Consider the following 13256-nt stretch of genomic DNA (forward strand, 5'->3'; position numbering starts at 1 on the left):
GATTCCATCATGGGCAAGCCATTTCTCGAACTGAGCCAGGTTTCGATGAGCTTCAAGGGCAAGAGCGGCACCTTCCAGGCGCTGTCGGAAATCGATCTGCACGTCGACAAGGGCGAGTTCGTGTCCCTGATCGGGCACTCTGGCTGTGGCAAGTCGACCGTGCTGAACATCATTGCCGGCCTGTATCGCTGCACCTCGGGCGTGGTGCTGCTGGACGGCCGCGAGGTCAACGACCCCGGTCCGGACCGGGCGGTCGTGTTCCAGAACCATTCCCTGCTGCCGTGGCTGACTGCCTACGAAAACGTGGAGCTGGCGGTCAAGCGGCTGTCGAAGGGAAAGCGCACTCGCGCCGAGACGCGCGACTGGATCATGCACAACCTGACGCTGGTGCAGATGGAACACGCGCTCGACAAGCGTCCGGATGAGCTGTCGGGCGGGATGAAGCAGCGGGTCGGCATTGCGCGCGCGCTGGCGATGGAGCCCAAGGTCCTGCTGATGGACGAGCCCTTTGGCGCGCTCGACGCGCTGACCCGCGCGCACCTGCAGGACCAGCTGATGGAGATCCACATGACACTGAAAAACAGCGTGGTGATGATCACCCACGATGTCGATGAGGCGGTGCTGCTGTCGGACCGGATACTGATGATGACCAATGGCCCGGCCGCTACGGTGGGCGAGGTGCTGCACGTCGACCTGCCACGGCCGCGCGACCGGCTGGCGCTGGCCGACGACGCACGCTACATGCATTGCCGCCAGGCGGTGCTGCGCTTCCTTTACGAGAAGCAGCGCAAGGTGGAGCCGCTGGTCAGCGCGGTGAAAAGCGCACAGCGGAAGGTGGCATGAGCATGGCAACCGATCTGTATTTCTCAAGCGGCGCCGGCGCGCAGGAAGACAAGCCGCGGCTGGTGCTGGTGGGCCACGGCATGGTGGGCCAGAATTTCCTGGAACAGCTGGTCGAGCGCGGCCTGCATGCGCACTATCAGGTGCTGGTGCTGGGCGAAGAGCCGCGGGCCGCTTACGACCGGGTTCACCTGTCCGAATTTTTCGCCGGCAAGACAGCCGACGAACTGGCCATGGCCAGTCCGGATTTCTTTACCGAGAACCGGATCGACCTGCGGCTCGGCACGCGGGTGGCCGCCATTGACCGCCAAGCCAGGACACTGACCGACAGCGCCGGCAACGTGATTGGGTACGACAAGCTGGTGCTGGCCACCGGATCCTTCCCGTTCGTGCCGCCGATCGACGGCCGCGGCAGCCAGGCCTGCTGTGTCTATCGCACCATCGACGATCTCGAACAGATCAGGCACTGGTCGGATGGCGCCAAAGCCGGGGTGGTGGTGGGCGGCGGATTGCTGGGCCTGGAAGCAGCGAACGCGCTGCGGCAGCTGGGCCTGCAAACCCACGTGGTCGAGTTTGCGCCACGCCTGATGCCGGTCCAGCTGGATGAACTGGGCGGCGCCATGCTGCGGCAGAAGATCGAAGCACTGGGTGTCCATGTGCACGTCGGCTACCAGACGCAAAGGATCGTGCCCGGCAGCCAGTGCCGGTTGCGCATGGAATTCGCCGGTCACGACCCGATCGAAACTGACCTGGTGGTGTTTTCCGCCGGCATCCGGCCGCGCGATGAACTGGGCAGGATCGCGGGGCTGGAGACCGGCGCCCGCGGCGGCATTGCCATCGACGGACAGTGCCGCACCAGTGACGCCGATATTTTCTGTATCGGCGAGGCGGCTGCCCGCGATGGGAAGATATTCGGACTGGTCAAGCCGGGCTACCAGATGGCACGCACCGTGGCGCGCGTGCTGGCCGGCGAGCAATGCGAATTCGAAGACGCCGAGTCGGCTACCCAACTCAAGCTGCTGGGGGTGGATGTGGCGTCGATGGGCGACGCCCACGGCGTGACGCCGGGCGCGCAGAGCTTCACCTTCATGGACGGCCGCGCGCAGGTCTACAAGCGGCTGGTGACCGACGCCAGATGCGAGCAGGTGCTGGGCGCCGTGCTGGTCGGCAACGTCGACGAGTTCACGACGCTGTCGCAGATGATGAGCAACCGGATCCCGCTGCCGGCCCAGCCGGAAGCATTGATCCTGCCGGCGACCAACGGACAATCTTCGCGGCTGCTGGGGCCGGCCGCATTGCCGGACACTGCCCAGATCTGTTCCTGCCATAACGTGGAAAAGGGGACGATCTGTGCCGCGGTCGGGCAGGGAGCAATGACCGTGGCTGACCTGAAAAGCGCAACCAAGGCAGCCACCGGCTGCGGCGGCTGCGTGCAACTGGTCAAGCAAGTGCTGGAGCATGAACTGACCCAGCGTGGCGTCGAAGTGAAGAAAGATATCTGCGAACACTTTGCCTTTTCGCGGCAGGAGTTGTACCACCTGGTGCGGGTCGGGGAGATCCGGACGTTCCGGGATCTGGTCGCCAAGCATGGCAAGGGCCTGGGCTGCGAAATCTGCAAGCCGGCCGCGGCATCGATATTCGCATCGGTATGGAACGAGCATGTGCTGGAAAGGCAGCACCTCCCCTTGCAGGACACCAACGACCGCTTCCTTGCCAATATCCAGAAGGATGGCACTTACTCGATCGTGCCCCGTGTCCCCGGTGGCGAGATCACGGCGGACAAGCTGATCGTGCTGGGCCAGGTCGCCAAGGAAGCGGGCCTGTACACCAAGATCACGGGCGGCCAGCGCATCGACCTGTTCGGCGCCAGGCTGGATGACCTGCCCAAGATCTGGGACAAGCTGATTGCCGCCGGCTTCGAGACCGGGCAGGCCTATGGCAAATCGCTGCGCACGGTCAAATCCTGCGTGGGCTCGACGTGGTGCCGCTACGGCGTGCAGGATTCCACCGGCCTGGCGCTGGAACTGGAAGACCGCTACAAGGGTTTGCGCGCGCCGCACAAGATCAAGTTCGGCGTATCCGGCTGTACCCGGGAATGCGCGGAGGCGCAGTCGAAGGACATCGGCGTGATCGCCACCGAAAAGGGCTGGAACCTTTATGTCTGCGGCAATGGCGGCATGAAGCCGCGTCATGCCGACCTGTTTGCGGTCGACCTGTCGACGCCGCAACTGGTCCGGCTGATCGATCGCGTGCTGATGTTCTACATCCGGACCGCCGATCGCCTGCAGCGCACCAGCACCTGGATGAACAACCTGGAAGGCGGACTGGATTACCTGAAGTCGGTAGTGATCGACGACGCGCTCGGCATCGGCGCCGACCTCGATGCGCAGATGCAGCATGTGGTGGATACCTTCCAGTGCGAATGGAAAACGGCGATCGACACGCCACAAAAGCGCCAGCAGTTCAGGAGCCTGGTGAACCTCGACAGCGGAGCGCATGGCGTGTCCCATGCGCCGGGCTGGCAGCCTGTGTGCAGCGTCGACGACCTGGTTGCCGATGCGGGCGTGGCCGCCCTGATCGACGGCCGGCAGGTCGCCATTTTCTACTTGCCCGGACAGGCGGTCCAGGCCTATGCGATCGACAACCAGGACCCGTTCACCGGTACCCATGTCTTGTCGCGCGGGATCGTGGGTGACACGCAGGGCCGTCCGTTCGTGGCATCGCCCTTGTACAAGCAGCGCTTTGCGCTGGCAGACGGCGCATGCCTCGACGATCCTGGCGTGTCGGTGCGGACCTGGCCAATCGAGTTGCGCGACGGGAAGGTCTATCTGTTGCATGAAGCGATACAGGCATCCGGCACATCTGCCACATCGACCACATCCGGCGCCACGGATGGCGAGCGGGAAGGTGAGCCAGAGCGCGAGGGCAGCCTTTGCGCAGCCCTGGCCGGAAGCTGAGCGTATGAGGAAGCAGAAGCTGGTCCTGGTGGGCAACGGCATGGCGGGAATCCGGGTCATCGAGGAACTGCTCAAGCTGGCGCCCGATCTTTACGAGATCACCGTGTTCGGCGCCGAGCCGCATCCGGGCTACAACCGCATCCTGCTGTCGCCGGTGCTGTCAGGCGAGCAGGAACTGGCCGACATCTTCCTGAACCAGCCGGACTGGTACGCCCGCAACGGCATCCGGCTTCATCTCGGCAAACGGGTCACGCGCATCGATCGCAGGGAGCGCGTGGTGTCGACCGACGACGGCATCGAGGAGAGCTATGACAGGCTGGTGCTGGCCACCGGCTCGCTGCCCTTCGTGCTGCCGATTGCCGGCAGTGATTTGCCTGGCGTGATGACCTACCGGAATATCCAGGATGTGCAGGACATGATCGGCGCCGCCACTGATCGCCAGCACGCGGATGCGCTGGTGATCGGCGGCGGCTTGCTGGGACTGGAAGCGGCCGCCGGCCTGGCCTCGCGCGGCATGCGGGTGACGGTGGTGCATCGTGCCGCCTGGCTGATGGAGCGCCAGCTCGACCCGGCCTCGGGCCGCCTGCTGCAGCAAAGCCTGGCACAACGTGGCATTGGCTTCCGGATGGAAGCGGAAGTAGTGGCCCTGCATGCCGGCGCGTCCGGAGACCGGGTCGCAAGAGCCAGCCTGAAAGATGGCAGCGATCTGGATGCCGGCCTGGTGGTGATGACGCTGGGCATCCGGCCCGACACCCGGCTGGCGATGTCCTGCGGCATTCACTGCGCCAACGGCATCGTGGTCAATGACACGATGCAGAGCTTCGATCCCCGGGTCTATGCAGTGGGGGAGTGCGTCAGCCACCGCGGCACGGCGATCGGGCTGGTGGCGCCACTGTTCGCGCAGGCGAAAGTCTGCGCCAACCACCTGGCGCAGTCGGGCATCGGCCGCTACACCGGCCTGGTCGCAGCCACCAAGCTCAAGGTCACCGGCGTCGCGCTGTTCTCGGCCGGCGACTTCATGGGCGGCGATGATTGTGAAGAGATCGTGCTGAACGACACAGCGAACCGGGTCTACAAGAAGATCGTGCTCAAGGATGACAGGGTGATCGGCGCCTGCCTGTTCGGCGACACGGCGGACGGCCCCTGGTACCACGAGCTCATCAACGACCGGCAGGATGTCTCGGCGCTGCGGGACTATCTGATGTTCGGCCGGGAATGCTTGCAAGGAGCGTCGCTTGAAGCATGATGCGCACATGATGAAGACGGTCCGGACCACATGCTGTTATTGCGGCGTGGGTTGCGGCATGCTGGTCGATACCGTGCAGCAGGACGATAGCAGACAGGACAACCAGGACAATCAGGACAACACAGGCAACAGGAGCCATGCGATCCGGATTGCCGGCGTGCGCGGCGACCCCGATCACCCGGCCAATCGGGGCCGGCTGTGCAGCAAAGGTTCCACCCTGGGCCAGACCGCGCAAGCGCATCTGTATGACCAGGCCCGCGCCGGCTATCCCGAGATTCGCAGCAGCCGCGGCAGTCCGCGCGTGCGGGTTGGCTGGGATGTGGCGCTCGATCATGTCGCACAACGTTTTGCCGCGACCATTGCCAGCCATGGCCCGGATTCAGTCGCGGTCTATGCCTCGGGCCAATTGCTGACGGAAGACTATTACGTCTTCAACAAACTGGTGAAGGGCCTGGTCGGGACCAACAACATCGACACCAATTCGCGCCTGTGCATGTCGAGCGCCGTGTCCGGCTACAAGCAGAGCCTTGGCGCCGATGCGCCGCCTTGCAGCTATGAAGACATCGACCATGCGCAGACGCTGTTCATCACCGGATCGAACACCGCGTATGCCCATCCGATCGTGTTCCGCCGGATCGAAGAAGCGCGCGCGCGCAACCCGGCGCTGAAACTGGTGGTGGTCGATCCGCGCCGGACCGACACCGCCGACATGGCCGACCTGTTCCTGCAAATCTTGCCTGGCACCGATGTAGCGCTGCATCACGGCATGCTGCATGTAATGATCCGCAAGGGCTGGATCGACCAGCGCTATATCGACACCCACACCGTGCAGTTCGACCGGCTGCGGGAACTGGTTGAAGACTATCCGCCGGCACACACTGCGGCCTTGTGCGGCATCAGCGTCGACGAGCTGACGCAGGCGGCGGAATTGTTCGCCTGCTCGCCGGCCACCCTGTCGCTGTATTGCCAGGGGCTGAACCAGTCCGGATCCGGCACCGCCAAGAACAGCTCGCTGATCAACCTTCACCTGGCGACCGGCCAGATCGGCAAGGCGGGCGCTGGCCCGTTTTCGCTGACCGGGCAGCCCAATGCCATGGGCGGGCGCGAGGTTGGCGGACTGGCGCACCTGCTCTCGGCGCACCGCGACCTGCGCAATCCGGAACATCGCCGCGAAGTCGCGCAACTGTGGGGCGTGCGCGATGTGCCGGCGACGGCGGGTCTGTCGGCCGTGCCGATGTTCGAGGCGCTGCGCAGCGGCAAGCTCAAGGCGATCTGGATCGTCTGCACCAACCCGGCCCAGTCCATGCCAGACCAGAACCTGATCCGCGAGGCGCTGGCGCGGGCAGAATTCGTGGTGGTGCAGGAAGCCTATGCGCACACCGCGACGGCGCACTATGCCGACGTGCTGCTGCCCGCCACCACCTGGGGCGAGAAAGAGGGCACGGTCACCAATTCCGAACGCCGCATCTCGCGCGTGCGCCCGGCGCTGCCGGCGTACCGCGAGAGCCGCAACGACTGGGAGATTGCGCTGGCGGTGGGCCGCCGCCTGGAGCGATTGCTGCCATCGCCGATCGCCAACGGTGCCAGCACGCTATTCCCCTGGCAGGACGTGAAGTCGATCTGGGAAGAACACCGCGAGACCACGCGCGGCCGCGACCTCGACATTACCGGCCTGAGCTACGAAATGCTGGACGCGGCGGGGCCGCAGCAGTGGCCGTACCCCGAGGGCGCCGCTGGCGGACTGGCGCGGCTCTATACCGACGGTCACTTTGCCGCGCCCGGCGGCCGAGCGCAGTTCATTGCCGAGCCATTTCGCCAGACTGCGGAGCAGTGTGATGCAACCCATCCGTTCGGCCTGAACACCGGCAGGCTGCGCGATCAGTGGCACGGCATGAGCCGCACCGGCACCTTGTCCCGGCTGTTCGCACATGCGGGCACGCCGGCCGTCGAGATATCGTTGGCGGATGCCGGCGCGCTCGGACTGGACAACGGCGACCTGGCACAGGTGTCAACCCGTCGCGGCGAATTGGTACTGCCGGTTCAGATCGTGCGCTCGGTGCGCAGCGGCCAGGCTTTCATCCCCATGCACTGGGGCAGCGAATTCCTGTCGGGACGGGGTGCGGGTGGCCAGGCGTACGGCGTGAACAGCCTGACCAGCCCGGCCTGCGACCCGGTGTCGCAGCAGCCGGAACTGAAATTCGCAGCGGCCGGCATCCGGCCCGCCATCCATGCCTGGCATCTGCAGGCGGCGGTGCTGGTCGAGGAGGCGGATGCGGTGGCGCTCCAGGTCCGCTTGCGCGATTTTTATCCCGAAGCGGACTTCGCCAGTTCGGTGCTGCTCGGACGCGGCAACGACGATGGGCTGGTGGGGGTATATCTTCAATTGGCCAACACCGGCCCGATCGAAGAGGGGAAGTTGCAGGCGCTGCTGGCATTGCTGGGTTTGTCCGGCCCGGCCGGCGTGCGCGACGTCATGACTTACCAGGACCTGCATGCACACAGCCGGCGCTGGCTCTGCGTGGAAGCGGTGGACGGCGCCCGGGTGCTCAAGGGATTTCTCGTCGCCGGTCCGAAGTCGGCGACCGGTTCGGCAGGCTGGCTGCGGCACTATCTGCTGGGGCAGCAAGACGTCAGTGCGCTGGGCAACCGTTTGCTGATGCCGGGCGCGCAACCGCCGGGCGAAGTCGTGGTGCGCGGCAAGACCGTATGCAACTGCTTCGACGTGTCTGCGGACGCGATCGAATCATTGCTGAAAGAAAGCCCGGAGCAGTCGCCGCAGGACATGCTCGGCTTGCTGCAATCGACACTCTGCTGCGGCACCAACTGCGGATCATGCGTGCCCGAGTTGCGCACCATGATCGCGTCTTGCCAGCGATGTGAAACGGCGGTGGTCAGTTAATCCGCTGGGCTGGCGAAAAAAATAAATGGGGTCAGACTCGAATTAGCGAGCTAATTCGAGTCTGACCCCATTTATTTTGACCCCATTTATTCCTTCCAGCTTACTTCGCCTGCAGCCGGTTGATGTACTCAAGCAGGGAGAGTACCCGGGCCCGTACATAGGCTTCCGGGTCGTAGGGTGTGTCCATATAGTGTTCGGCGGCCTGGATCTTGTATTCGCGGCCCCAGATCGGCATGTCGCGACCGCCGTGAGCGGCAATGTCACCGCCTTCGACTACCTGGTACAGGCGGTCCATCGGGAACACGCCACCATTCTTTTTCGAGAGTTGCGTCAGGTCAGGCGGACTTTTCTTCAGCAAGTCGGTGAGTGGGCCGTTGCCCTTTCCCGTCACGCCGTGGCAACTTGCGCAATTCGACTCGAACTCCTTCTTGCCGAAATCTACCCGCCCCGCCTTGGCCTGCGCGAAAGCAGGGACGATCATGATGGTGCATGCCGCACCGATGATGAATTGCAGAAGTATTCTCACAACGCACCCCGTCAAGTTTGATGAGTAATGACTGTGACGCAGGCTGTCCGGAATGCATTGACAAAAAACAAAGGTTTTCAGGGGAATAAAACAAATGGGGTCAGACTCGAATCAACGAGTTAATTCGAGTCTGACCCCATTTGTTTTTATGGTCGTTTTTGCACTTTTACGGTGAAGATAGAGCTTTGTAGCTACAATTTCGGGCGGGAAATGCACTACACTAGGGCGATACAGAATATTGCTCACAATCAAACGACCCAGCAGCGGGCGATTGTGTTTGCGACCAGTAATGTGCAAAGCCTTTTCCACGCCAATTTGTAGTCGGTGCCAGCGGCCATCGCGTTCAAGCTGCCGGCTGCATGCCAGGCCGGACGTGCAAGTTCTGTCCGCGCCGCAGCAGCAACTTGCGCCACAGATCTCTTGGCCGGCCCGACGAATCATGCACATCCAGTCCGGGGCCAGGCGCTGACCACGTTCAGCGCGGCTACCAGCCAGCATCGACCATCATGACAACCGCACTCTCTCCCCACGCACCAGTGAAATCCACAGGTGGCGACCGCCACCCATGGCTGCGTTTTGCGCTTCCCTTGCTCGCCATTTCCCTTGTGATCGGGGTGATCGGGGCAGTTGGCTACCGGTATCTGAGCCAGGAAGTCCGCAACGAAACCCACCGGACCCTGGCAGTGATCGCCGAGCAGAAACGGCTGCAAATCGAGGGCTGGCTGGCCGAGATACGAATCGATGCCGAGTTGTACTTTGCCAGCCAGTCGGAGCTGGAAATGCTATTCGCCAAATGGCTGGACAGCGGGCGCAAGGATGCAGCCACGCTGGAGCGGATGCGGGTGCGCATGGACGGGGTTGCACGGGCGCGTGGTTGGGGCGGACTGACCGTGGTCGACGCCACAGGGCGCCCGGCAGTCATGGTCGGCGAATCCGACATCCGGGAGTATTCCGGCTTGATCCGGGACATCCTGCGCCGGCCCCGTATTGAACTGGTCGACTTGCATCGCAGCGCGGGAGGCGAAGTCTACCTCGGTGTGCTGGCGCCGATCGGGGCGTCGGGAAAGCCGCCGCTGGGCGTGGCCTACCTGACCTGGAGGGCCGACAAGGCCCTGTATCCCCAGGTCGAGTCGTGGCCGGTGCCAACCAAAACTGCAGAAACTTACCTGGTCCGGCGCGATGGTGAAGGCGTTCGCTTCCTGACGCCGCTGCGCCACCAGCCCGCAGCGGCGCTTGCGCTGACCCATCCCCTGAGCACCCCCAGGCTGCCCGCGGCCAGGGCGGCAAAAGGCGAGCGCGGCATTCTTGCGGGAGGCCGCGATTATCGCGATGTTCCGGTGCTGGCCTACGCTTCCGCCGTGGCCGGTACGCCCTGGCTGATGCTCGCCGAGATCGACGAGAGCGAGGCCTATGCCGGCATCCGGACCATGGCCTGGGCCACAGGCCTGTTGGTGCTGCTTGGCCTCCTTCCAGTCTATTTTGGCGGCTACTTGCTGTGGCGCCGGGGGCGGCAACGCCAGGAGATGGCCGTGCTGCATGCCCAGCGGGCGGCCGAGGCGCGCTTTCGCGTCATCTTCGAACAGGCGCCACTGGGCGTGGCCCTGCTCGACTGGCGCACCAACCGGATCATCGAAGCCAACCTGCGCTGCGCCGAGATCCTGGGCCGCAGCCAGGAAGAATTGACGGGGCTCGACCCGCTGAGCTTCACGCACCCGGACGACATCCTGGAAAGCACCGATCAGATCGCGCGCCTGACCGCCGGTGAAATTTCCCGCTATCGCCTGAACAAGCGCTACCTTCGCCCGGACGGCTCGGTGGTCTGGACCAGCCTGACCGGCGCGCCGGTGCAGGTCGAGACCGAGGAGGCCCCGCTTTACCTGTTCATCCTGGAAGACATCAGCGCGCGCAAGAAGCTGGAGGAGGATTTGCGGCAGGCCTATGAAGCGGCCGAGTCCGCCAATGCGGCCAAGAGCGAATTCCTGGCCCACATGAGCCATGAGATACGCACGCCGATGAATGCCGTGCTCGGCCTGGCCCAGGTGCTGGAGCGCGGGCAGCTTGGCGCGAGCCAGCGCGAAATGGTCGAGCGCATCCGCAGCGCCGGCCAGTCCCTGCTGGCGATACTTAACGACGTTCTCGACCTGTCCAAGATCGAGGCCGGTCAACTGCGCATCGAGCCGCGCCCCTTCGAACTGAAGTCCTTGCTGGCCAACCTCGACAGCCTGATGGGCCGGGCCGCAAGGGCCAAGGGATTGACGCTGCGTTTGGAGGACACTGCTACGCAACTGGGGCCATTGCTCGGCGACGGACTGCGGCTGGAGCAGGTGTTGATCAACCTGACCGGCAATGCCATCAAGTTCACCGAGCACGGCGAGGTGGCGGTCCTGGTCCATGTACGCGCGGCCGGTGAAGCCGACGTGCGGCTACGTTTCGAGGTGCGCGACAACGGTATCGGCATTGCGCCGGAGGCGCTGGCGCGGCTGTTCGAGCCCTTCATGCAAGCCGACGCCGGCATCAGCCGCCGTTTCGGCGGCACCGGGCTGGGCTTGTCCATCTGCAAGCGCTTGGTCGAGTTGATGGGCGGCGAGATCGGCGCCGAGAGCCAGGTCGGGTTGGGCAGTATCTTCTGGTTCGAACTGCCCTTCGTGCGGGCAGTCGTTGGCGGCATGGACGCATTGGCCGTCGCGCCGGCAGCCCCGCCATCCGGGCCGCGCCTGGCGGGCGCGCATTTCCTGGTGGTGGACGACAGCGCGATGAACCGCGACCTGGTGGAGCGGGCGTTGATGATGGAAGGCGCGAGCGTCACCCTGGCCGCCGACGGCCAGCAGGCGGTGCAGCTCCTCAAATCCCAGCCCGATGGGTTCGATGCTGTGTTGATGGACGTGCAGATGCCGGTGATGGATGGCCTGAGCGCGACCCGGCTGATTCGCGGCGAACTGGGATTGGGCGATCTGCCGATCATAGCGTTCACCGCCGGCGTGCGTGATGAACAGCAAGCTGCGGCGCGTGCCGCTGGCGCCAACGACGTGCTGCCCAAGCCGATGGACCTGGAGCATATGGCGACCTTGCTGTCGAAATGGATCAAGCCCCGGTGCGCCATTGCCGAAGCAGGGGCAGCGGCGGAGCCGGTCCAGCCGGCCTCACCGCTACCGGCTGCGGCAGCCGCCGGCGCCGACGAAGAGTTCCCGGACATAGCCGGCATTGACCGCAACCGGGTCGTCCAGAGATTGCGTGGAGACCGGGACATGTTCCTTGGCCTGCTTGAGCGCTTCGTCGATAGCTACGCCGACGCTGCCCGACAGACCCGCAGCGACCTGACCCGAGGCGATCTGGAGAGCGCCGGCCGGCGCATGCACACCATGCGCAGCAGCGCCGGATTCCTGTGCGCGCTGGACCTGATGGATCTGGCCGGGGAACTGGAGGACGCCATCGACAAAGGCGATACCGCACCGGAAGCGCTGCTGGCGGCGCTGGAAAGCGAGATTGCCGAACTGGCCGAGGCCAGCGCACCGTGGCGGGCAGCAGTGCAATAAACGACCCCATTTAATCAAGGCGGCCGGTCGCCGGAACCTTCCGCATGGGTCTCGTTCCAATCTTTGTAGCGCCCGATTTCTCTAGTATTCCCTTCGTTGGTTGGTGATCGGCACGGGCGTTGTCGGCGGCAACGGTTTCGACGCCAGCCCATGAATACCTTTCCTGCGCTACGCAACGATTCCACTGATGTTCGGAGGAAACGTGATCGAGATTCGCAAGGGTCAGGCACCGACGCCACTCGTGCGTGCAGAGTTCAGTATCCGGTTTCGTACCGCCTTCATCGATCCGGCGTTCCGCGTCGAAGATCAGTCCATCGCCCGTCTCTAACGGGGCAGGCCAAGGAGAAATGCGATGCACGAATTCCGTCACCACGTAACCGGATTTTTTGCCAATGAGAGCGACGCCGAAGGCGCACTCTCCAGGCTGGTCGAGCGGGGGCTGTCGCGGCAGCAGATGCAGATCTTCAAATCCGATTCGCCTTTGCCTGGCCCCGCTCCGCACCAGGATAGCAATGCCGTTCTGAAAGACATGCTCGTGGACGGCATGAAGGGCGCCGCCGTCGGCACCGGCATCGGCGCGCTTGCCGAAGTGGCGCTGGTCGCTGCGAACGTGAGTCTGTTCGCCGCCAGCCCGGTGCTCGCACCGCTGGTGATGCTGGGCTGGGGTGCCAGCCTCGGCGCCTTGATAGGCGTGAGCGCCGGGACTGAACCGATCGCTGCACCCGAGGCAGGGGAAAAGGAAGGATGGTTATCGGCGCTGGTCAGCGATGCGATCGCAATTGGTCAGACCGTCCTGGTGGTCGATGCACGGACCGACCAGGACGCGGCGATCGCACGGGAAGTCATCAAGGCTGCGGTTGGCGATTACAAAGACACCACCACGAGATGAAAACCGATTCCAGAAATCGATGGGTTCGGGTTCGATATCAGCGCATTTATATCGAGTGCCATTGATTACATTTCGTTGCATGGCAACCCGAACGATACCTATTTGACACGGTCTACTGCAGGGTAAGGACCGACCGGTTGGGCGTACACATCGGAAAAATACTATTCAAAAAAAAAGGGGATCCCATGAAAGCAATGCAGAAATTCGCATTCAGTGCCATTGCCGCTGGTGCCGGCGCAGTAGGCGGTTCCATCCTTACCGGTGGCAGCACGGGCGGAACTTTGGGCGGTGCAGCTGTCGGCGGCATCGTTGGCCACGAAATCAGCAAACCAAAATGATGACCGAGGTGTCATGCGCTTGAACTGC

The 13256-nt window shown here is 63.9% G+C and carries 8 protein-coding genes and 1 pseudogene; 8 read left to right on the plus strand and 1 reads right to left on the minus strand.

The window, feature by feature from the left end; all coding sequences use genetic code 11:
• Positions 1–9 precede the first annotated feature (9 nt).
• From FVE66_RS02755 to FVE66_RS02770, 4 genes and pseudogenes are all read left to right on the plus strand, one after another.
• Positions 10–843, plus strand: coding sequence for an ABC transporter ATP-binding protein (locus FVE66_RS02755; RefSeq protein WP_151445845.1), 834 nt, complete (start codon positions 10–12; stop codon positions 841–843).
• Positions 844–845: 2 nt separating this feature from the next.
• The gene (gene nirB, locus FVE66_RS02760) at positions 846–3797 is read left to right on the plus strand and encodes a nitrite reductase large subunit NirB (protein ID WP_206668703.1); all 2952 of its coding nucleotides are present in this window, start codon (positions 846–848) and stop codon (positions 3795–3797) included.
• Between the two features lie 4 nt (positions 3798–3801).
• Positions 3802–5019: pseudogene (locus tag FVE66_RS02765) on the plus strand (NAD(P)/FAD-dependent oxidoreductase); the annotation flags it as partial.
• Positions 5020–5053: 34 nt separating this feature from the next.
• Positions 5054–7942 (plus strand): nitrate reductase, encoded by a 2889-nt coding sequence (locus FVE66_RS02770; protein ID WP_151446385.1) that lies wholly within the window; start codon positions 5054–5056, stop codon positions 7940–7942.
• 100 nt (positions 7943–8042) lie between these two features.
• On the opposite strand, the gene FVE66_RS02775 is transcribed toward FVE66_RS02770, so the two are convergent.
• Positions 8043–8468: a c-type cytochrome gene (locus FVE66_RS02775; RefSeq protein WP_206668704.1), complete on the minus strand. Its 426-nt coding sequence runs from the start codon at positions 8466–8468 to the stop codon at positions 8043–8045.
• A 506-nt stretch (positions 8469–8974) separates the two neighbouring features.
• Between FVE66_RS02775 and FVE66_RS02780 the strand changes: the two genes are divergently transcribed.
• The 4 genes from FVE66_RS02780 (at position 8975) to FVE66_RS20260 (ending at position 13228) form a co-directional block, all read left to right on the plus strand.
• Entirely contained in the window at positions 8975–12001 is a 3027-nt protein-coding gene (locus FVE66_RS02780) for an ATP-binding protein (RefSeq protein WP_194164343.1), read from the plus strand.
• Positions 12002–12188: 187 nt separating this feature from the next.
• Entirely contained in the window at positions 12189–12329 is a 141-nt protein-coding gene (locus FVE66_RS20370; RefSeq protein WP_206668705.1) for a hypothetical protein, read from the plus strand.
• 24 nt (positions 12330–12353) lie between these two features.
• A complete protein-coding gene (locus tag FVE66_RS02790; protein WP_151445849.1) occupies positions 12354–12890 on the plus strand; it encodes a hypothetical protein in 537 nt (178 codons plus the stop codon).
• A gap of 137 nt (positions 12891–13027) precedes the next feature.
• A complete protein-coding gene (locus FVE66_RS20260) occupies positions 13028–13228 on the plus strand; it encodes a hypothetical protein (RefSeq protein ID WP_151445850.1) in 201 nt (66 codons plus the stop codon).
• The last annotated feature ends 28 nt before the right edge of the window (positions 13229–13256 follow it).

Source organism: Lacisediminimonas profundi (assembly GCF_008831265.1).
In the GTDB taxonomy this organism is placed as follows: domain Bacteria; phylum Pseudomonadota; class Gammaproteobacteria; order Burkholderiales; family Burkholderiaceae_D; genus Lacisediminimonas; species Lacisediminimonas profundi.